We start from the raw sequence: 22015 nt of genomic DNA on the forward strand, positions 1-22015 counted from the left end.
GGATAGAAATTCATTTCTATGAACAGTTTTTTTGCGCGCAAGTACGTCGTTTCCGGAATCTTTATCGCCATCACACTGACTCTGATGGCCCGCTTATTTTATTTGCAGATCATAGACGATTCCTACATACATTCTGCCAACAGTAATGTGATGCGCAAGGTCATTGTTTACCCTGCCAGGGGGGTTATACTGGATCGAAAAGGAAAGGTGCTGGTTCAGAACGAACCGGTATATGACCTTATGGTCACCCCACGTGAAGTAAAAGAAATTGATACGGCACTGTTTTGCAAATTGATAGATATCGATAAAGAAGGCTTTATCAAACGGATGGAAAAGGCTAGAATACACTCGCCTTATCGTGCATCTATCTTTGAAAAACAGCTTTCTGTACGGACATGGGCCCAATATCAGGAGTATCAATATCAATTTCGTGGTTTCTATGTGCAGAAGAGAACAATCAGAAGTTATCCCGATAGCATAGCGGCTCAATTTTTGGGTTATGTCAGTGAGGTAAATGACAAGGACATTGAACGCTCCAATGGATTTTATCGAAGTGGTGACTATATTGGCCGCAGCGGTGTAGAGCGTTCCTATGAAGACCTCATTCGTGGGAAACGCGGTGTTAATAACCTGATGGTCGACGCGCTGAATCGCCCCAAAGGTGTATTTATGGAGGGGAAATACGACACACTCGCCGTTGCAGGGGAAGGACTGGTTTCCTCTTTAGATAAAGACCTTCAAATCCTAGGGGAAAACCTGATGAAAAATAAATTGGGGTCCATTGTTGCTATCGAACCTTCAACGGGTGAAATCTTGGCCTATGTCAGTAGTCCGAGCTATAATCCAAACATGATGGTGGGACGACAATCTGGCAATAATTATATGAAATTATTGAAGGATGAAACGAAACCGCTGTTTAACCGTCCTATTCAAGCTTCTTACCCGCCAGGATCTGTATTTAAGGTGGTATCTGCATTGACAGCGCAACAGGCGGGTGTGATTGATCGCAACACGGTATTCTTCTGCCCGCATGGGTACAGTTATGGCGGTGGACGTGGATGGATGGGCTGTACGCACTATCATGGATCGACTACTTTACAGCGATCGGTAGCCGTATCATGCAATACTTATTATGGTTTTACGTATGCCAAAATGATTGATGGACGTGGCCTTTCGGGACCTAAAGCTTATGATTTATGGCGCAATGCAGTAACCCAGTTTGGGATTGGCCATAAACTGGGCATTGATCTACCCGGGGAGAAACCAGGTTTATTGCCGACATCAGATTTTTATACCAAACGATACGGTAACGATAAATGGCGTTCAAGTTTCAACATTTCCTTATCCATCGGGCAAGGGGAAATGGGAATAACGCCATTGCAAATGGCCAATATCATGGCTATCGTTGCTAATAAAGGGTTTTACTACAGACCGCATTTGATTAAAGGAATTGGAGAAAAGAAAATTGCCAAGAAGGAATTCACGGAAAAAATAAGTGCCGGTGTCGATGAAAAATACTATCCTGTAGTTATTCAGGGCATGAGCGATGCTGTTAATACACCTGAGGGAACAGCTTGGTCCAATCGTATTCCGGGGATCGAAATGTGTGGTAAAACAGGTACAGCTCAGAACCCGCATGGGGAAAACCATGCTGTTTTCTTTGCTTTTGCACCGCGGGAAAATCCTAAAATCGCCATTGCTGTCTTTGTTGAAAATGCAGGTTACGGTGGAACATGGGCGGGACCTATTGCAAGTATGATGGTCGAGAAATACCTCAAAGACACCATCACTGCTCCTAAGTATATCCAGGATCGCATCTATAATGCAAATTTTCTTCCTGCGCCTAAAAAAGTGGTGGATCCAAAGGCTACTAAGGATGTAAAAAAAACAGACTCAGTCAAATCCAAAACGGACACGTTAAAATCTAAACGGCAACTGGCCGCTGTGACGAAACCAAAAGAAACAATTGTTCACCATAGCGAGATAAAGAGAAGATATGAATAATCAAAAAACTAGTTTCTTTGGGAAGATAGACTGGCTGACCATAACCCTTTGGCTCGCGCTATGCTTAATTGGCTTATTCAATATCCGTGCTGCTGTGTTTAACCCCGAACTGCCCAATTTCTTTACATTGGGTACGAATTATGGAAAACAGTCTTTATATCTTGTTTCCGCTATTATCTTGGGGGTATCCATTTTGATCATAGACGCTAAATTTTTCAGCTCGGCTTCACCAATATTTTACGGTATAACTGCTGTACTGCTTGTGATCGTATTGGTCGTAGGACGAAATGTTGGTGGAAATCAGGCCTGGATCGACCTCGGTTTTTTCCGCTTACAACCTTCGGAGTTTGCGAAACTTTCGACCTGCCTGTTGCTGGCCAACTTTTTAAGTTCTCAAAGCAATAAGGCTCCAACCATGCAGACTTTGGCTATGGGGGCCGGTATTGTATTATTCCCTGTATTTCTGGTGATGTTACAACCCGATACTGGATCTGCGCTCGCATTCTTTTCGTTGATTTTTGTATTCTACCGAGAGGGCTATGTGAATAATGAGCTTCTGATATTTGGAGGTCTCTGCATTTTGCTTTTCGTCCTTGCTTTATTGGTCAATCCATGGATACTTATTTTGGTTTTGGCATTACTCATTGGCCTTGTGATGTGGAACTACCGCAAGAGAAGGAAATACATTATTAATCTCAGTATACTTTTTGCGGCGTGTGCAGTATTTATTCTCTGTGTGGACCTCGTGTATGACCATGTCTTACAATCGCATCAACGTGATCGTATTGACATCATTTTAGGCAAAATGGAAGATCCTAAGGGAAAGGGCTATAATTTGAACCAGTCTAAAATTGCAATTGGATCGGGACAGCTTTTGGGAAAAGGTTATTTACAGGGAACCCAGACAAAATATAACTTCGTACCTGAGCAAAGTACAGATTTTATTTTCTGCACGGTTGGAGAGGAATGGGGCTTTGTCGGATCGGTTACCTTATTACTGATCTATCTCACGCTACTGTTACGCATTATTCACATTGCCGAACGACAGCGTTCGGCCTTCGCCAGAATCTATGCATATGGTGTAGCCTCCATTCTATTTTTTCACTTGTTTATTAATATCGGCATGACAATAGGTATTGTACCCGTTATCGGGATACCACTACCTTTTATCAGCTACGGGGGCTCGTCTTTGTGGAGTTTTACGATTTTGCTGTTTATCATGCTTAAATTTGATTCAAATAGAAAAGGAATTGTTTAAAACAATTCCTTTTCTATTTGAATCTTGTCCACAGCATCAACTCCTTTATCGCATCCGCCGCGAAGCGGCTATTACACAAGTTGTTCTCCAAAAAAATTAAATGCGCGCTAAAACGAGCTGTATAGCCTTGTCGACAACTTGTTCGGGCGTGGAAGAAAAATGACCATCTACCCTGTTTGCCAAAATAGCATTGATGGATAAAGCTTGATGTCCAAACATTTTGGCCAATGCGTAAATACCAGCAGTTTCCATCTCCAGGTTAGTTAAGCGTAGCGCTTTATATTGAAAAGAATTTACTAAACTCACAAAATTAGGAATGTTATTATTTGCCCTCAAATGGCGCCCCTGGGGTGCATAAAAACCCGGTGCAGTTAATGTGATCCCCTTGGGTAGGTCAAAAGCGATCTGCTCCTGAAGACTCCTACTGCCTTTGGCAACGTAAGGCTGTAAGTTCAATGCTGAAAAATACTTATCTAATTCCGCCTGAAGCCCTTTCTCTTCATCGTCATAAGCAGCCTTATAATAGTTCATCAAGGCATCAAGACCTATACCGTAAGAAGAGGCCAAAATAGTTCCCATTTCAACATCTTGTTGTACAGCCCCTGAAGTTCCAATGCGTATTATATCCAGCGAGGTCAACGCGGACTTCACGGTTCTACTGGCAAAATCAATATTTGCAAGCGCATCCAGTTCATTCAATACGATGTCTATATTATCCGTACCTATACCAGTGGATATTACGGTTAGCCGTTTATTCCCCAAATACCCGGTATGTGTAATAAATTCACGCTTTCCTTTTTTGAGTTCAATGCGATCAAAGTGTGCCGAAACTTTCGCCACGCGGTCTGGATCACCTACGGTAATTACGGTATTGGCCAGGTCTTCTGGCAACAAATTCAGATGGTAAATACTGCCATCTGCGTTTAAAACTAATTCCGATTCGTTAATCATAGCGTATATAAATAAGTTAACTGACAACCCTCGATTTTAGCGAACCGATCAACAATTCGATTGACCTGCATTTTTCGGACTTCAAACTCCAGATAACACTGATTGTCAAATTCCTGCTTATCAACGTCGATCCCCTCTTCTTTAATTATCCGCATGACATCATTCATATGGAGGTAATCGAAGGTGACACCATAATGGTCATTGACTGTGCGTTCGCTAATTTCTGCTCGAATTAAAGCGTCCTGGGTGGCCGACTTGTAGGCATTAATCAAACCTGGTACCCCCAACAATGTACCGCCAAAATACCGTACAACAATCACGATAATGTTGGTGACATCCATAGACAATAGCACATTTAAAATAGGGCGTCCTGCCGTTCCCGACGGTTCGCCATCATCATTCACTCGAAAGACAGCTCGGTCTGGTGTTAAACGATAAGCCCAACAATGATGTCTCGCTTTGGGATGGATTGCTTTCACTTCCAAGAGCAACTCTTTGAGTTGATCTTCCGATTTAAAAGGAAAGGCGTAGGCAATAAACTTACTACCTTTATCCCTAAAAATCCCCTCATATTTTGCACCAATAGTCCGATAAGTATCTTCAAATAAACTCATAGATATGCTATGATTAAAACTGAAACAATAGAAAGCGCTATACCAAGATAATTTAATAGCGATAACCTTTCTTTAAAAAATAAGACGCCAATTAAAGCGCCCAAGGAAATCACGCCGATGTTCATACCGGTAAATACAACAGAAGGGTTTTCTGGCAAAGCCCGATGTGCTTTCATATAAAATAGAATATTACAAAAATTGAATACTCCCAAAACCAGTCCATATCCCACAGCTTTTTTCGAAAAACCTTGCCTTTCCACGAAAAGAAAATAGAGCAACAGTAACATTGCAATAAACATCGCCATTACAAAGATAATAAACATGGAGCTGATATAGGGTATACTGACATGTAGCGCGACTTGCTTAAAAAGAATATCAATGATACCCATACCAATGAATACCAACATGGGATAACGTGCTTTATAACGGCTATCTGTTGCCAATCTACTAGGCTTATTTCTCTGCCAACCAATCGAACATAAAATTGCCAATAAACCAGTCGCTATTCCAAGCATTTTATGGCCTTCCATTTTTTCATGAAACAAAAAAAAAGAAGCCAAAAGTGGTATAAATAACGACAAACGCTGTGCGACTTCTGTCTTGACCAAACCGCTGTACCGAATGGATAAAGCTATAAAAACAAACATTCCCGGGAGTAGTACCGCAAGGAATGTATACAAAGTAACCGGCATATCGTCCCATGCTAGCGATTTTAAGTCAGGTTTCAGCACGAAATAGGTCAGTGCAACGGCCATAGGGTAATTCCAAACAATAACTTGTTTGGTTTCGACTCCATTTTGTCTTCCCAATTTCAATAAAACCGCTACGGTCACACTACAAATAACACTTAATAAGACAAAAATCATTATTCAAAATCTATTTATTTCCAGCGTCCACGATTTCCCCCGAACGAGCTGATATTCCAATTTCAAAAATAAATATGCACACAGCATATGCTGTGTTGATGTGTAAGATATTAGATAGCCCTGTCCGACCAAATCCCGATTGATAAATTTTTCCCCAAGATACACATAAGCAATAAATCTTCCATACCGATCGTGCTTTCTTAGATTAAATATCAATTTCGCATGATATCTGCCTTTGATCGAATTGAAATATTGGCGTACCCCTACCCTTAATAACCTATTTATTCCATAAAAATGAATTCGCTTGACATACAACTCAGAAATTGATCCAAGGAAATGAGTTTCTTCTTCGCAAAAAACAAGGATAAAAAACTGTAAATATTAGCATAAAAAACACATTTTTTAAACAAAAAAACATAATAAAAAAAACATAATTTATATGAAATATTAAACGATAAAATCAATCAAAAAAAAGCTTAAAATAAATTAAAAAAACACATAAAATATTAAAAATCAATAATATAAAAAAAATTTGAATCAACAAATAATGTTATAAAAATGATTAAAAATGAGACTTTAAAAAGCTTAAAAAAAACACAATAATATAGAGGTAAAAATAGAATAAAATTTATTTTTTCTTTGATATATAAAAAACATTCGTACATTTGAAATATCAAACAATAGCAGGATGAACAAAACATATACATATTTCTATTTTAGCTTCTTTTATTTTAACCATAAGAGCCGGGATTAGATTGTGTATAAGTCATAAGAACACAAACAAAAGAGTCCCGGTTCGAATGATCGGGACTCTTTTTGTTTGGAGACAAAACAGCAAACAAAAAAACAATGAGTTTAAAAATTGCAATACAAGGCGCAAAGGCATCATTTCATGAAGAAGCTGCATTTAAATTTTTCGGAAGAGAAGTTGAAATTGTCGAATGTGATTCGTTTAAGAAAACTTGTGAATTGCTGAAGCAGAGAAAAGTCGACTATATCGTTATGGCGATCGAAAATTCAATTGCCGGAAGCCTATTACCAAACTATAATTTGCTAAGAGATTACAAGTTTCATATTACTGGCGAAGTCTACCTAAACATTCAGCAGAATCTCATGGTATTGCCTGGAGTGAAATTAAAAGATATCAAACATATCGAATCGCATCCGATTGCTATTCGCCAATGTGAAGAATTTCTTTCAGAGCTGGAAGGAGTACGTATAACGGAGGGTTCTGACACTGCGGCGACTGCAAAAATGATTGCTGAGCGCAAATTAACTGACACAGCTGCAATCGCAGGCACACTGGCCGCTGAGGTTTACGGGCTTGAAATCCTGGAGAAGAGAATCGAAACCAATAAAAAGAATGCTACCCGCTTTTTGGTATTATCGAATGAGGTAGTAGAACATAAAAATGCAAATAAAGCATCATTATCTTTCCAAACAGGCAATACGGTCGGATCTCTAGCAACCATTTTACAATGTTTTGCAGACCAAAATATCAATCTGAGCAAAATTCAGTCGATGCCCGTCATTGGGAAGCGCAATGAGTATGACTTTTTCGTCGACGTGGAATGGAAAAAGCAGACGGACTACGAAGCAGCTATCCGGAAAGTTCTCAAACATAGTATCAATTTCAATATTATGGGCGAATATGTCAAAAACGAAAAATTATAATTAACAATAGCATATATAACATAGATAATCAAACTTAACATGAAAAATACATTAGACATCACTCCTTTAAAATCTTGGTTGGACACAGGAGACAAACCTTTAATCATTGCAGGCCCTTGTAGTGCTGAAACAGAAGAGCAGTTGGTATCAACAGCACATTTGTTGGCAAATACAGGAAAAGTAAATATTTTACGTGCCGGCATCTGGAAACCACGCACTCGTCCTGGAGAATTTGAGGGTATTGGTTCAATTGGCCTAGAATGGCTAAAAAGAGCAAAAGAGGAGACTGGTCTATTAACAGCGACTGAAGTTGCTACAGCGAAACATGTGGAAGAAGCTTTAGCTGCTGGTGTGGATGTGCTATGGGTAGGTGCACGTTCAACAGCGAATCCATTTACTGTCCAAGAAATCGCTGATGCTTTACAAGGTATAGATATTCCGGTATTCGTTAAAAATCCTGTAAACCCAGATTTATCTTTATGGATCGGTGCATTGGAACGTATCAATCGTGCTGGTATTAAAAAATTGGGTGCTATCCATAGAGGCTTCTCTTCGTACGAAAAAACCGCATTTCGTAATGAACCGATGTGGGATTTAGCAATCCAATTAAAAACCGCTTGTCCTAACTTACCAATCATTAACGATCCAAGTCACATCTGTGGAAACCGCGAATTGCTACCGTATATCGCACAAAAAGCAATGGATATGGATATGCAAGGATTGATTATCGAATCGCATATCGACCCATCTGTTGCATGGACTGATGCTAAACAACAAGTTACTCCTGCTGCATTAGCCGATTTGATCGATCACTTAACTTTACGTAAGGCGGCGTCCGACAATCCTTCATTCGAAGACAAATTAGCTGAATTGCGTAGCAACATCGATAAATTAGATGACTTAATCATCCAAAAAATTGGGGAACGCATGAAAATTGCAGAGAAAATCGGAGAATACAAAAGGGATAACAATGTTACTATCTTACAAGTAAACCGTTGGGATGAGATTGTTCAAAAACGCACCAAATTAGCAGAGGCGCTTTCGTTGGGAAGTGAATTTGCGACAAAATTCCTCGAATTAATTCACAACGAATCTATTCGCAAACAAAATGTGGTCATGAACACTCAGGAACAACCAACAGCAGAAGCATAATGAATCAACAAGTCATCACGCTGACGCATCCTTCAAAAAAAATACAGGGTACGGTTCAACTCACAGGTTCAAAATCTGAGAGCAACCGTGCTCTTATTATCCAATCATTGAGCAAAGGACAAGTTGAAATAGCCAACCTTTCTGAAGCTGCAGATACGGTAACGTTAAACCATGTGCTGCAGATTGCTTCCGATCCGAAACCAGGATTCAACACGATTGACATCGGTCCCGCAGGAACGGCCATGCGATTCTTAACGGCTTACCTCAACCTTGTCAAAGGAAATTTTATCCTTACAGGTACGGAACGCATGCAACAGCGTCCTATAGGTATATTGGTTGATGCCATGAAAGAGATTGGCGCTGACATCCACTATGAAAAGAAAGTCGGATACCCTCCTTTGAAGATTGAGGGCGGGCTGTTTCAAGGAAAAGACCGTGTCAAGATTAAGGGAGATATCAGCAGCCAATATATATCAGCCCTCTTATTAATTGCACCAGCATTAAAAAAAGGGCTTACTTTAGAGATTGAGGGTGAATTAACCTCCAAACCTTACGTATCCATGACGTTGGATATGTTAAAAAGTGTAGGAATTCAACATGAGTGGACGAACAACGCGATTAAAATTGCGCCGCAGACATTTGATAAACAAACAATATATGTCGAGCCAGATTGGAGCGCTGCTTCCTATTGGTACGCTATCGTCGCACTGGCAGATGCGAATGCATCGATCGTATTGCCTGGATTAAGAAAAAATAGCTTACAGGGTGATATTGCGATTATAAGCATTATGGAGCATTTCGGTGTACAGTCAAGCTTTGAATCAGACGGATTACATTTAAATAAAAAGTTAATCGATTCGGACATAAGCTTATTCAACTTTAAAGAATGTCCCGATCTCGCACAAACTGTGGTTGTTGTCGCGGCTGCGTTAAAACGCGATGTATCCTTTACGGGCTTGGAAACTTTAAAAATCAAGGAGACTGACCGTATTGCAGCACTGCAGAAGGAAATTGCGAAATTTGGAGCCGAGCTGATTGAAGATGGCGATACCTACCACCTGAAAACAGCACGGGTATATCAGCCTGAAGAGGTCACCTTCGATACTTACGAAGATCACCGCATGGCGATGGCGTTCGCACCACTGGCATTAGTTTTTGACCAGATTAAGATCGCTGAACCTCAAGTTGTAGAAAAATCATATCCTGATTTTTGGAATCATTTACAAGCGCAAGCTTTTGTCATTGACTAGTAGATTAAAACAGGGATTAAATCAACATTAATCCCTGTTTCCACCTATTGTACCCCAACAGGCTTTTCGCCTGGGACAAAATCATGTAATACAATCCTTAAGGTTTAGGACAGGTGGCAAATCCATAAATTTGTATTCCTTCTCAAGCTTTACAATTGCATATAAAGGCAAATTTATTTAAGTTTATTGAAATTTAATTTTTATGGCAGGAAATTCATTTGGCGACTTATTCAGAATAAGCACTTTTGGCGAATCACATGGCAAAGCTATCGGTGTAATTATTGATGGTTGCCCTTCAAATATAATAATAGACGAGGATTTTATCCAATCCGAGCTCGACAAACGAAAACCAGGTCAATCCAAAATCACGACGCAAAGGAAAGAGAGTGATACAGCGCAAATATTATCCGGTGTATTCGAAGGAAAATCAACAGGTACACCTATTGCGATTGTCATTCCAAATGAAGATCAGCGTTCGAAAGATTACACACATATCAAAGATATTTTCAGACCTTCTCATGCTGATTTCACCTATCAGATGAAATATGGCATCCGTGACTATCGCGGTGGAGGGCGTTCTTCTGCAAGGGAGACTGCTGCTCGTGTTGCTGCTGGTGCTGTTGCGAAGAGCTTTCTAAAACAATTTGGTATAGAAATCTTTGCCCACGTTTCTGGAGTTGGTACTATTGAAGCACAAAATGTGGATACAAAAGATCTAAAGAGCCTTCTTGATTTACGGGAATCCAACATCGCACGTTGCGCGGATCCAGCAACAGCAAATGAAATGGTTGAATTTATCGATTCTATCAGAAAAGCTGGTGATACTGTTGGTGGACGTATATCGGCTGTCATCAGACATGTCCCCGTAGGCTTAGGCGAACCCGTCTTTGATAAACTACATGCGGATCTGGCCAAGGCAATGATGAGCATCAATGCTGTACATGGTTTTGAATATGGTTCAGGTTTTGCTGGATCAGAGTTGCGAGGTTCCGAACATAATGATATATTTGTAGCAGATGACCATGATTTAACTCGAGTGCACACGCATACCAACTTCTCTGGAGGTATTCAGGGCGGGATTTCAAATGGTATGGATATTACGTTCAAAGTAGCATTTAAGCCTGTTGCCACTATCATGAGAGATCAAGAGACGGTAGATGTCCATGGCAAACCTGCTATTGCTAGTGGCAAGGGAAGACATGACCCTTGCGTTGTTTCGAGAGCAGTAATTATTGTGGAAGCCATGGCAGCACTTGTAATCGCGGATCATCTACTTAAAAATCAAAGTTACAAACATGCTGCAAGATAATTATGTCGTAGGTGTTGATATTGGAGGCACACATATTTCTGCCTGTATCATTGACACAAAACAATGGAATATATACCTAGAAAACGTGGCCAGAAACCACGTTTTTTCTCAAGGAGATGCTAAAACGATTTTACAAACCTGGGCGTCAGCTATTAGTGATATCATAGCCACCTCTCCTGCTCCTATTCAGTTCATCGGAATTGCCATGCCAGGACCATTTGACTACGAAAATGGAATATCCAAGATACAAGGACAAAGCAAATATGACCATCTTTACAACCAAGATATCAAAACTCTGTTAGCTAAGGAACTGGGACTTTCTCCTATGTCTATTCACTTTATCAATGATGCAGCTGCTTTCTTACAAGGCGAAATATTCGTACAACAACTGCAAACGAATAAGCGGATACTAGGAATTACATTGGGCACTGGGCTTGGGTCTGCGGTTTGGAATAAAGGCGAGAAGGCTTTTGATGCGGCCTTATGGAATAGCCCTTATGAAGATTGTATCTTTGAGGAGTTTCTGGTTACGCGATGGTTCGTAAAACGTTTCAAAGAAATAGCAGGTAAGGATGTGACAGGACTGAAAGAAATTTTAGATCATTATAGGGAAACTGCGGAGTTTCAAATCATCAAAGATGAATATGCTAAACATCTATTTGATTTTATGCAGTTTTTCTCGGACAAACATTCATCTGAACTATTTATTGTAGGTGGCAATATTGCAAAAGCACTGCCTATTTTCATCGCGGATCGAAAAGAATTTGAAAGATTCCAAATTTACACGGCCATACTCGGCGAAAAAGCGGCAATGATCGGTGCTGCAAGTATATTCAGCTAAGAAATCAATCCAACGCTTAGCATATTGGCATTGGTCATTCAGAAAAATACCCATCTATTAAAACATAGATGGGTATTTTTCTGGATTAGCTTCATGCATAATCGCATAAACTGTCTCAACAACATCGTCGGAGGATGGCTTGGAGAAATAGTCTCCATCTGAACCATATGGCGGGCGATGTGCCTTTGCAGTTAGTGTTCGTGGTTGACTATCCAACAAATAGTAGCCATTTTGCTTCTCTAATATCTCTTGTAAGATAAAAGCAGAAGCGCCACCAGGGACATCCTCATCCACAATTAACAGTTTATTTGTTTTTTTCAAAGATTCCGCACAAAGTTTTCCTTTGTCAAAAGGTTGTAATGTTTGTGCATCAATTATTTCAATAAATATTCCCAAGCGTTCCAATTCAACGGCCGCTTCCTCAACGACACGTAAAGTTGAGCCATAGGATACCACAGTAATATCCTCCCCCTCTTTCACGCATTCCGCATAACCGATTGGCACTGTAAATTCACCGACGTTTTCTGGTAAGCGTTCCTTCAGACGATAACCATTCAGACATTCAATGACAATAGCTGGCTCATCTGAGCGAAACAAGGTATTATACATACCTGCTGCCTGGGTCATATTACGCGGCACGCATACATGTAAACCTCTCAGGGCGCCTAAAATTACCGACATCGGCGATCCGGAGTGCCATATACCTTCTAATCGATGGCCGCGCGTACGAATAATTACGGGTGCTTTCTGTCCAGCAAAGGTACGGTAACTTAAAGTTGCCAAATCGTCACTTGCTACTGTAATGCCGTAAATTAGGTAGTCTAAATATTGGATTTCGGCTATCGGACGGAAGCCGCGGATCGCCAAACCAAGCCCTTTACCTATAATTGAATTCTCCCGAATACCGGTATCAAATACACGATGTACACCAAGTTTCTCCTGTAATCCCGCAAAACCCTGATTCACATCTCCAATTTTACCCACATCTTCTCCGAAAGCCAACAGCCTTTCGTCACGTCTAAAGTTCTCCTCAAAGCATAAATTCAGGACTTCACGGCCGTCGACAACTTTAGCCTCTTCACTGTACAAAGCAGGAACAATCTTTACATGGGCAGGAGAATCGACACCAGCTGTAAACAACTTCGAGTTATAACGTTTCTCATTAACCGCATGCTTTTCTTTGTACCAACTTAATAATTGCTGACGTTCTTCACTATGCTGTCCTTTCAGCTCATGCAGCACCTTGCGAACCTGACCGTACACCTCTTTTAAAGAAGGTTCAACCATCGATTGCAATTTTTTGGAAGCAAAATCGGCGCGTTCGTTCGGAATACCCTGAAGTAAATCTATGGCTTCCTTTGCCTCTATGCTCAACGTTTTGATATAATCGGTCCAAGCTCGCTTTTGTTCTTGACGAACATGATCTTTAGCCTGTTGATCCAGTTGCTCCAGCTCTTCTAAGGTGGCGATTCCCGAACTTATTATCCACTCTTTCATTTTTGCGATGCAATCGAAGTCAGTCTCCCATTGTAATCTTTCCTGAGATTTATAACGCTCATGTGAACCTGAAGAAGAATGCCCTTGGGGCTGTGTCAGTTCGGTCACGTGGATCAAACAAGGAATATGTTTCTCACGGGCAATATGGGCAGCCTGTTCATAAGTTTCACATAATCCTGCATAATCCCATCCTCTCACTTTGAATATTTCAATCCCGTTGGTCAATTCTTCCTTCTGAAATCCTTGAAGCACTTCTGAAATATCTCCTTTCGTTGTTTGAATTTCGTTCGGTACAGATATGCCATATCCGTCATCCCAAATGGAAATCACGGTCGGAATCTGGTGAACCCCTACTGCGTTAATGACTTCAAAAAATACACCTTCAGAAGTAGCAGCATTGCCGATAGAACAAAAGGCAACTTCGCTTCCTTTATTTGAAAAATAAGATAGGTAATCTAAATTTCTATTCTGCTTATACAGTTTGGAAGCCAAGCCCAAGCCTAGCAGCCTTGCCATCTGCCCTCCTGTTGTCGAAATATCTGAAAACGAATTTTTTTGAGCCATTTGATTCAACCAGTTTCCCTGATCATCCACAACGCGTGTCGAAAAATGGCAATTCATTTGTCTTCCTGCAGAAGAAGGATCTGCCTCTACATCGGGATGGGCATACAGTTGAGAGAAAAAATGGTAGACATTACTGATGCCTGAAGCAAATATAAATGTTTGGTCACGGTAATATCCCGATCGCCAATCTCCGTTTCTGAAAACTTTGGCCATCGCGATTTGTGCCAATTCTTTTCCATCGCCAAAAATACCAAACTTAGCCTTACCTGTAAGTACTTCTTTACGTCCCAATAAACTCACGTAACGACTTTCCAAGGCAGTTCGATAATCATTCACAATAATCTTCTTGAACTCATCAAAGCTCAAAGTGGAAATAGATTCATTGTTTTGGTCAAATGCAGTATCAAACATATTCTTTTTTGTTTCAACAAATTTAACAAAAATATTATTCTATATAATTGGTGTTTGTCAAATAAATTGACAATCGACAGTCCTCATTTGAAATAGAATATTCTAATTTATCAAATTAGTACTTTTTGATAAAAAATCCTAATTTACATAGACTTTTTTATACCTATAACGACGTAAAACCAGCTTTGTCCTTTTTAATTTCTATTTTTGGATTTTATATTCATTATTTTGAATTTTTCAATACTAAAACTCGATAAATCCCTTAGCGCTAATCTTGAAAAACGAAAGCTTTCTTCGCTTACACCTGTTCAAGAAAGAGCTATCCCTGCCATTTTAGAGGGCAGGGATTGTTTAGCGATTGCACCGACCGGAACGGGGAAAACTGAGGCTTACGCGATTCCAATTATTCAGCGTTTACGAACTAAAATTACCGCTGACCGTCTATCGGTACTTGTACTGCTCCCGACCCGGGAACTTTGTATTCAAACCCAACAGCGCATAACGAATCTTATCGAAGGTATGGATTTGATCATCGCCAGCTTCTATGGCGGTGGAACTTATGAAAGTCAATTGGAGGTTTATCCGAACGCGCATATGATCCTTGCCACTCCGGGTCGTTTGCTGGATTTTCTGGATCGGGGGAGTATTGATTTGAAGACGATAGATACCTTGGTGGTCGATGAATTCGATCAATTGCTTGATCTCGGCTTTGCGGCGGATATCAACAAAATCATCAATAAATTACCCGCTGAGAGACAATCTATTTTTAGTTCGGCCACAAAAACCGCCGAAATCGAAAAAATTGTTCGAAAAAAGTTAAACAACCCTGTCGAGATCATTATTGATAGAGCCTTAAAAAAGGGCCGGATAGTGGAATCTGTAATGTATGTCGACAAGAATGATAAAAAGAGCCTATTGGGCCATCTGCTTGAAAACAGGATTTCACGGCAGGCCATCGTTTTCACGCGAACAGTGCAAGGAGTCGAACGGATTGAAAAAGCATTAAACCGAAGTGGTGTTTCTTGTTTGGCTTTGTATGGCGATAAGTCGCAGCAAAAACGAGAAGAGATCATTGCTCAGTTTAGACGAAAAGAAGAACGTATTTTAATTGCAACAGACCTGTTGGCACGTGGAGTAGATTTTCCGGATCTGGAGGCAATCATCAACTACGAAGTTCCAGATTCGCCAGAGCTATATACCCATCGGATCGGCCGGACTGGTCGTTCTGAGGCTGATGGAAAAGCCTTTACATTTTGCGACGCGGAAGACAACGAAAAATGGATCAAATTGCAACTCGCCTTAAAACGGCAAATTAGAATTGACGATCAGCACCCTTACTTGCTAAGCTGGGAGAAAATGCTTTCCAGTAGTCAAACCAATCCTCGGAAAGGCTCTTCAAAATCGAGAAAACGTCGTTAATTAATAAATATTCTTTTACTTTTACCTGCAAATCATAAAATCACAATTCGAGATGAATACAATACATTTATTTGATGATAGTAATAACGGCGATGATAACCGTCTAGGAGACCTGGAAAAAACAATCATCGTGAATAGTCTGATGGAGATTCCTTTTGAAGATCGGGATGAGGAATGGCGGGATGCATTTTTAACAAATATTGCTGAATGTACCTTAAAATTAGCCGAGACAGAAGTAGTTGTTGGTCCGGACGGATTTCCTTATTTCCAACTTGAAAGCGCTCCAAAAGATCAGAACTTTCAAGCATTCGTCATCAAAAATCGACTGAAAGATTTTGTGTTACCAAGGGGATTTGGTATTGCAATTAATACACAGCATGAAAATCCAGATTGGGTGTTCACCTATGGCGATTTGGTCAACTTCTTTCTGAATGAGGAATTTTACACGGATGAGAGTATTTTTTCGAAGAAAAATACACCAACAATTATTGGCGAAGATGAAGAAATATTAGTTGGGCAGCCAGCTGAAACTATTCTTCCGCAAACAGTACGTACACAACTGCGTGAATTTTTGGATTACTATGGGGTAAAGAATGCTAAAATTATGCTGCTTGCACGCAATTATAAAGATGAAGAAAATGCTACACAAGATTTAGCATTCAATATCGTTGCCAACCAATTCAGCACAGAAAAAGAGTTTACGAACATTATGGAAGCGATAGGCTGGTTCCTTCCTAGACATTATTCTTATATTGGATTGGACGAACTTGCTATTGACAACGGCTTTATGCCACTATAAATAAAAAAGACTTAAATATATACAAACATAATTAACTCATGTTTCCATTTAACGTAAGAGTGTACGGAATATTGATCAATGAAAAACAGGAGGTGTTGATCAGTGACGAAAGGACGGAAAATGTTTCATTTACCAAATTCCCCGGCGGGGGCTTAGAATATGGAGAAGGTTTATTGAATGCCTTGATCCGGGAGTATCAGGAAGAGTGTAATTTTGAAGTTGCTGTCGTTAAGCACATTTATACCACTGACTTTTATGAGAAATCAAGCTTTAATGATAGTCAAATAATATCCATTTACTATCAGGTCAAGAACACTTCACCAATTCAAATCAGAACTACGAACAGAGCTTTCGATTTTGATCCAGATCAAAAACCGGAAGACAATAAACTTCAATCGTTTCGATGGTTGCCAATCGAATCGGTTCTCATTGATGATCTAACTTTCAAAACAGATCAAATCGCTTGGAAGGAATTCTTGAAAACGATTAGATAATAATAATTTTTCAATTTTCATGATTTTTATTTGTATTTAAAAAATAAAGATATATCTTTACGTAAACCAATGGAAATGCTTGTTTTTTTTAAAGTATTGACCTCAATAATTACATTTTATTATTTATTTAACATCTCACATGTGACTGGGAATAATGTTGGAAGAGCGTGGGATAAGACGGAAATTGGTTTATTGAATATGTAAAATCCTAGTCCTATAGGTTTTTTAATAGTTAGTGTGATTTTATGGCGATACTCCCCGTATCGCCTTATTTATTTAACTCTATTGCTCCAGCCCGTTATTTAAAGGCTACATACGAGGCGAAACATAAATTCTTGTGCAAAACATCCACATTGTTAAAACCAACATCGGTCAATAAATTGAGCTGGTAAACTAGAGATCTAGGCGTATCCTCATGTTCAATATAGCCAAAAACATGATCGCGATATTCCTCATCCTTCAATTTAGTTAAGTATGCGCCATATTTCTCCTTATAAATTAGCTTTTGAAGATGAACATTATTCTGTTCTATCAAATCAAAAATCCATACACTTCCACCTGATTTTAGCAGACGGAATAACTTTTTAAAAGTGCTTAACCAATCCTCGTCATCCCGTAAGTGATGTAAAACCGAAGTAGCAATAATGACATCGAATTTTTCCTCTTCCAAGGAAACTTCCCTAAAGTCTCCCTTTATCAACTGAATTTCTCCTTTTGTCAGAGCACTTACACGCTCTTGTGCTCTATTTAACATGGGTTGACTTAAGTCTACAAGACTAAAATTTGGATTAGATTTCAGTTTTTGCAATAACTTAACATCGTAATTTCCAGCGCCACATCCAATATCCAATATATTTTTTGCATTTGAATAAACACTTGCAATGGCATCTGTAATTAGCTCCATGTTCCAAACCGCATCAAGTGTGGTGGCCTGGCCTGTTTCTAAATTTGAAAAACGTTCTACATCATTGTCAAACCGTGCTTCAATTTCCTGTAAAGTTGCTTTATTCATCTGTAAATTATTTTTTTTTTAATTCGGACGAGTCTCATACGGCATGACCATATGCAGACTGATTGTATTGTGGCCCACCCGTTATTTTTTAATAATTTAAATGTAAGACTAACTGGAATTCATTAAAAATATTTATTTTGTCAAGAATTCATACCAAAAAAGTATCGATGGAAATACGACATCTTATTTATTTTAAAACAGTAGCCGAGGAGCTTCATTTTGGCCGAGCAGCAGAACGTCTATTTATGTCCCAGCCGCCGTTAAGTCGGCAGATTAAAGACCTTGAAGACGAGTTGGGTGTCATCCTTTTTTTCAGAACCAACAAACGCGTCGAACTAACAGAAGCGGGTAAATACTTTTTGGAGGAGGTTTTGGAAATCCTTCAGAATTTAGAACACAGCAAAACAATCACGAAGCAGATCCACAACAATATTTCTGGAGAATTCAAATTGGGTTACGTTAGTTCAACGCCTAAGAAAATGCTCGCCACAGTATTGAAACACATTCAACAGAAATTTCCATACTTAAGAGTGAGTCTTTTTGAAACCTCGACACACAAACAGAAATTGGCACTAGAAAACGGTAAACTGGATCTAGGTATAATGCGTTCTCCAATTTATTCGAGCGAATTATTGACCACTCCTCTTTTCGAAGACCCCATGGTCATTGTAGGCCCGACACATATAGCGTTTAGTGATATTAATTTCTTTAATGAAAGTTTTATTTCTTTTAATCAAAAATATGCGTCCGAATACCATCGCCATGTTATTAACACGTGTAATCGCATGGGGTTCGAACCTAAGATTGTACATCAGAGCAACTCGATGTCTTCTATTCTCGAATTGGTTTCACAAGGGCTGGGATTAGCAATAGTCCCCGCTTCCACTATCAAACAGTATCCACATTTAAAACTAAAAACCATGGAAATTGAAGACATAGATAGCAAAACAGAAATTATACTTGTCTCCAATAAAAAAAGTAAAAACAGCGCTTTAGGCGAATTTATGGATTGCATCCAAAAAGAATACAGCAAATTCAACGCCTCCTAAAGAATTGTTGGACTGATTATTTACATCAGTATCTCTGCTGAATAATCACTTGCATCAATCGCCATGTTGTTTATCCGCTACCTATGGATAAGGTTTTCACAGCATTGAATCAATGATTATTGCAGTTAATTAGACAGGATTTCCTTACATTTATACGATTACTAAAATCTCAACAAATCAATTCATGAGAAAGCATGTTCTCTTACTCCTTTTCTTGATTACTCAATTGCTTCCAACATTTTTATCTGCACAGTCCGCATCGGTGGATCTGGATCTTACAGAAGTGATGCGTCGGTATAAAGCGATTGGCCTCAGCGTCGTCGTTGTCAAAAACAATCAGATTGAGTACCACAAAAATTATGGATACAAAAATTTGGAAACAGAAACTCCGCTCTTCGAAAATGACATCTTTAGAATCGCTTCTATTTCAAAGTCTTTCACCGCAACATCCTTTATGCAATTATTGGCAGATGGTCGTTGTAGGCTAGACGACGACATTGGTGATCTCATAGGTTTCCCTGTCAGAAATCCAAACTATCCAGACAGAGCAATCACACTCCGGATGATTCTTTCCCATACGTCCAGTATCAACGATAAGAACGGTTATTTTAATCTCGATGTTATTAACCCTGTCAAGAACCCAAATTGGCAAAAATCGTATAATCTGTATGCCCCTGGTTCACAGTACCAGTATTGTAATCTCAATTTTAATATGGCCGGGGCCGTTCTTGAGAAACTGACCAATAATCGTTTCGACAACTATGTTGTTAGTCATATCCTTAGACCGCTCAACCTCTATGGTGGATATTGTGTCGACTCTTTGGATAAAACAAGATTTGTCCCGTTGTATTCATATGACCAGACAGGAAAACCACATGAGGAGCTTAGCGCCTATCACCCTCGCCGCGAAGAACTTATCCAGTATAAGATGGGATATAGTACGCCCATACTCTCCCCAACAGGTGGAATGAAAATATCAGCATTAGATTTAGCAAATTATATGATGATGCATATGAACTATGGGCTTAGCCAGGGAAAAACCATCATCAGAAAAAAGTATGCAAGGATTATGCAAACACCTGTAAATAAAGAATCCGGCTATGGATTGGCGATTATGAATGACACCAAAATTGTACCGGGAGTTACTTTAACCGGACATACTGGGTCGGCTTACGGGCTCTATAGTGCCATGTTCTTTCACCCAAAGCAGAAATATGGTTTTATAGTCATCACAAATGGCTGCAATATTCCCGATAGTGAAGAATTTAATCCCTTACTGAAAGATTGTATAAATGTGCTTTACAACGCCTATATAAAGGCAAAATAAACATATCAATTACAATGAACTAATAAAAAAAGCTGCGAAATCGCAGCTTTTTTTATTAGTTCATTGTATTACTTTTAGTTTTTAACCCAGTTTACAATTGCTGGATCGAGTGGATTGGTCGCTGAACGGAAACGGTGTACAAGCTTACCATGCTCATCGATTAGGAATTTTTCAAAATTCCACTTAATCTCTCCTTTAAAATCGGGATTTTCCTGTGCGGTTAGATACTTAAATAATGGATCAATTTGATCACCCTTCACATCCACTTTCTCTGCCATTAGAAAATCAACACCATAATTTTGTTCACAAAACTCTTGAATTTGCGCATTTGAACCTGGCTCTTGTTGTCCGAAATTATTTGCCGGAAATCCTATAATGACCAGCTTATCACCAAAAGTTTTGTGCAATTCTTGGAGGTCTTTATATTGTTTTGTAAAACCACACTTAGATGCAGTATTAACAATCAATACTTTTTTTCCTTTGAAATCAGACATTTTGACTTCCTTACCATCAAGCGATGTAAACTTAAAATCATAAAAATTGGGATTGCCAAATAACATTGACATATACACCATAATAGTAGCGATAATCATATTTAATTAGTTTAAAGACTTAGTAATGAATTACTCTCTCTTTCCAATACTGCGTCGAACAGCTCGTTAATAGGAGATTTTAAAATGGTGCCTACCTTGATCTGATGTGTATCACAGACTTCCCGTAAAATTAGATCAAAACTATATGCAATAGACCCCACAAAGTGACATTCATATTTATTATAATCCGGATAGGTCAAAATTGATGCCTGAACAAATTCCTCAAATCCGCTCTTTACCAGATCAATGATAAATGGATGGGTAATATTATCTGACATGAAGGGTGCAAAAGATGCTAGGAATGCATTTGGGCGCTCCTTTTGATACACATTTTTGATAACAATCTCTTTATTGATTCTATACTTATTCGCAAATTTTTCATTCAGATCCTTGGGCATACGTCCGTACAGAAAAAGTCTGACTAAATTTTTTCCGAAGTAAGCTCCCGAACCTTCATCACCCAATACATAGCCATTTCCATTGTGTGAAGGCATCAACTCCTCTCCATCAAAGAAACTGAGATCCGACCCAGTTCCTAAAGTTGCTACATAACCTTTTTTATTACCGCATGTCGCTAACGCACTTCCAAAAAGATCATTTTCAACCGAAATATAGGCATTTTCAAATAAGGGGGTCAATGCATTCGATACCATTTCCCTACGATCAGGGGTGATGCACCCCGCACCAAAGAAATACAATTCTGTAACCTCATCAGCGTATGGAATAATTTCGGGTATTTCCTTGATAACACGTGTAATTTCCTTTTCATTGACAAAAAAAGGATTAAGTCCATTTGTACTGAATGAGATAGGCGCACTATCTGGCAATTCCAACTTCCAATCCGACTTTGAAGAGCCGCTATCAACAACTAAGATCATACAAATTCTTGATTATTTTCCCCAATAAACTATTGTATCAAACTTAGCAAAAA

The 22015-nt window shown here is 39.3% G+C and carries 20 protein-coding genes; 12 read left to right on the top strand and 8 right to left on the bottom strand.

What is annotated here, in order from left to right; translation table 11 throughout:
• Nucleotides 1–18: 18 nt before the first annotated feature.
• Together mrdA and rodA are read left to right on the top strand one after the other, a co-directional pair.
• Entirely contained in the window at nucleotides 19–2004 is a 1986-nt protein-coding gene (mrdA, locus tag J2X77_RS20105; protein WP_209578796.1) for a penicillin-binding protein 2, read from the top strand.
• The gene (rodA, locus tag J2X77_RS20110; RefSeq protein ID WP_209578797.1) at nucleotides 1997–3262 is read left to right on the top strand and encodes a rod shape-determining protein RodA; all 1266 of its coding nucleotides are present in this window, start codon (nucleotides 1997–1999) and stop codon (nucleotides 3260–3262) included. Before mrdA ends, rodA begins: the two co-directional genes overlap by 8 nt.
• A 96-nt stretch (nucleotides 3263–3358) precedes the next feature.
• Here the strand turns inward: rodA and J2X77_RS20115 are convergent, their stop codons facing one another.
• The 4 genes from J2X77_RS20115 to J2X77_RS23795 are packed head-to-tail and all read right to left on the bottom strand — an operon-like array spanning nucleotide 3359 to nucleotide 6008.
• Nucleotides 3359–4213: a nucleoside phosphorylase gene (locus tag J2X77_RS20115; protein ID WP_310082220.1), complete on the bottom strand. Its 855-nt coding sequence runs from the start codon at nucleotides 4211–4213 to the stop codon at nucleotides 3359–3361.
• The gene (locus tag J2X77_RS20120) at nucleotides 4210–4827 is read right to left on the bottom strand and encodes a YigZ family protein (RefSeq protein WP_209578799.1); all 618 of its coding nucleotides are present in this window, start codon (nucleotides 4825–4827) and stop codon (nucleotides 4210–4212) included. The genes J2X77_RS20115 and J2X77_RS20120 overlap by 4 nt, the downstream gene beginning before the upstream one ends.
• Nucleotides 4824–5693 (bottom strand): EamA family transporter, encoded by an 870-nt coding sequence (locus J2X77_RS20125; RefSeq protein WP_293885661.1) that lies wholly within the window; start codon nucleotides 5691–5693, stop codon nucleotides 4824–4826. The genes J2X77_RS20120 and J2X77_RS20125 overlap by 4 nt, the downstream gene beginning before the upstream one ends.
• A 3-nt stretch (nucleotides 5694–5696) precedes the next feature.
• Nucleotides 5697–6008, bottom strand: coding sequence for a thermonuclease family protein (locus tag J2X77_RS23795; RefSeq protein ID WP_409050321.1), 312 nt, complete (start codon nucleotides 6006–6008; stop codon nucleotides 5697–5699).
• Between the two features lie 534 nt (nucleotides 6009–6542).
• Here J2X77_RS23795 and J2X77_RS20130 point away from each other — a divergent pair.
• From J2X77_RS20130 to J2X77_RS20150, 5 genes are all read left to right on the top strand, one after another.
• Nucleotides 6543–7367, top strand: a complete 825-nt coding sequence (locus J2X77_RS20130; protein ID WP_209578802.1) for a prephenate dehydratase — start codon at nucleotides 6543–6545, stop codon at nucleotides 7365–7367.
• A 39-nt stretch (nucleotides 7368–7406) separates the two neighbouring features.
• Complete coding sequence (locus J2X77_RS20135) at nucleotides 7407–8519, top strand: chorismate mutase (protein WP_209578803.1); 1113 nt, start codon at nucleotides 7407–7409, stop codon at nucleotides 8517–8519.
• A complete protein-coding gene (gene aroA, locus J2X77_RS20140; RefSeq protein WP_209578804.1) occupies nucleotides 8519–9769 on the top strand; it encodes a 3-phosphoshikimate 1-carboxyvinyltransferase in 1251 nt (416 codons plus the stop codon). Before J2X77_RS20135 ends, aroA begins: the two co-directional genes overlap by 1 nt.
• Nucleotides 9770–9971: 202 nt before the next feature.
• A complete protein-coding gene (gene aroC / locus J2X77_RS20145; protein WP_310082223.1) occupies nucleotides 9972–11078 on the top strand; it encodes a chorismate synthase in 1107 nt (368 codons plus the stop codon).
• Nucleotides 11065–11919: an ROK family protein gene (locus J2X77_RS20150; protein WP_209578806.1), complete on the top strand. Its 855-nt coding sequence runs from the start codon at nucleotides 11065–11067 to the stop codon at nucleotides 11917–11919. The genes aroC and J2X77_RS20150 overlap by 14 nt, the downstream gene beginning before the upstream one ends.
• A 57-nt stretch (nucleotides 11920–11976) precedes the next feature.
• Here the strand turns inward: J2X77_RS20150 and J2X77_RS20155 are convergent, their stop codons facing one another.
• The gene (locus J2X77_RS20155; RefSeq protein WP_209578807.1) at nucleotides 11977–14391 is read right to left on the bottom strand and encodes a thiamine pyrophosphate-dependent enzyme; all 2415 of its coding nucleotides are present in this window, start codon (nucleotides 14389–14391) and stop codon (nucleotides 11977–11979) included.
• 228 nt (nucleotides 14392–14619) lie between these two features.
• Here J2X77_RS20155 and J2X77_RS20160 point away from each other — a divergent pair, with 228 nt between their 5' ends.
• The 3 genes from J2X77_RS20160 to J2X77_RS20170 are packed head-to-tail and all read left to right on the top strand — an operon-like array spanning nucleotide 14620 to nucleotide 17103.
• Nucleotides 14620–15810 carry a DEAD/DEAH box helicase gene (locus J2X77_RS20160; RefSeq protein ID WP_209578808.1) on the top strand — a complete coding sequence of 397 codons (1191 nt, stop codon included), beginning with the start codon at nucleotides 14620–14622 and terminating at the stop codon, nucleotides 15808–15810.
• Nucleotides 15811–15862: 52 nt separating this feature from the next.
• Nucleotides 15863–16609, top strand: coding sequence for a hypothetical protein (locus J2X77_RS20165; RefSeq protein WP_209578809.1), 747 nt, complete (start codon nucleotides 15863–15865; stop codon nucleotides 16607–16609).
• Between the two features lie 38 nt (nucleotides 16610–16647).
• A complete protein-coding gene (locus J2X77_RS20170) occupies nucleotides 16648–17103 on the top strand; it encodes an NUDIX domain-containing protein (protein ID WP_209578810.1) in 456 nt (151 codons plus the stop codon).
• Nucleotides 17104–17401: 298 nt separating this feature from the next.
• Here the strand turns inward: J2X77_RS20170 and J2X77_RS20175 are convergent, their stop codons facing one another.
• Complete coding sequence (locus J2X77_RS20175) at nucleotides 17402–18115, bottom strand: class I SAM-dependent methyltransferase (protein WP_209578811.1); 714 nt, start codon at nucleotides 18113–18115, stop codon at nucleotides 17402–17404.
• 167 nt (nucleotides 18116–18282) lie between these two features.
• On the opposite strand from J2X77_RS20175, the gene J2X77_RS20180 reads away from it, so the two are divergent.
• Together J2X77_RS20180 and J2X77_RS20185 are read left to right on the top strand one after the other, a co-directional pair.
• The gene (locus tag J2X77_RS20180; protein WP_209578974.1) at nucleotides 18283–19164 is read left to right on the top strand and encodes a LysR family transcriptional regulator; all 882 of its coding nucleotides are present in this window, start codon (nucleotides 18283–18285) and stop codon (nucleotides 19162–19164) included.
• Nucleotides 19165–19348: 184 nt separating this feature from the next.
• Entirely contained in the window at nucleotides 19349–20491 is a 1143-nt protein-coding gene (locus tag J2X77_RS20185; protein ID WP_209578812.1) for a serine hydrolase, read from the top strand.
• Between the two features lie 74 nt (nucleotides 20492–20565).
• On the opposite strand, the gene J2X77_RS20190 is transcribed toward J2X77_RS20185, so the two are convergent.
• Both J2X77_RS20190 and J2X77_RS20195 read right to left on the bottom strand, forming a co-directional pair.
• Nucleotides 20566–21084, bottom strand: a complete 519-nt coding sequence (locus tag J2X77_RS20190) for a glutathione peroxidase (protein ID WP_209578813.1) — start codon at nucleotides 21082–21084, stop codon at nucleotides 20566–20568.
• Nucleotides 21085–21095: 11 nt separating this feature from the next.
• Complete coding sequence (locus J2X77_RS20195) at nucleotides 21096–21962, bottom strand: N-acetylglucosamine kinase (protein WP_209578814.1); 867 nt, start codon at nucleotides 21960–21962, stop codon at nucleotides 21096–21098.
• Nucleotides 21963–22015: the final 53 nt, after the last annotated feature.

Source organism: Sphingobacterium sp. 2149 (assembly GCF_031455655.1).
Lineage (GTDB): Bacteria > Bacteroidota > Bacteroidia > Sphingobacteriales > Sphingobacteriaceae > Sphingobacterium.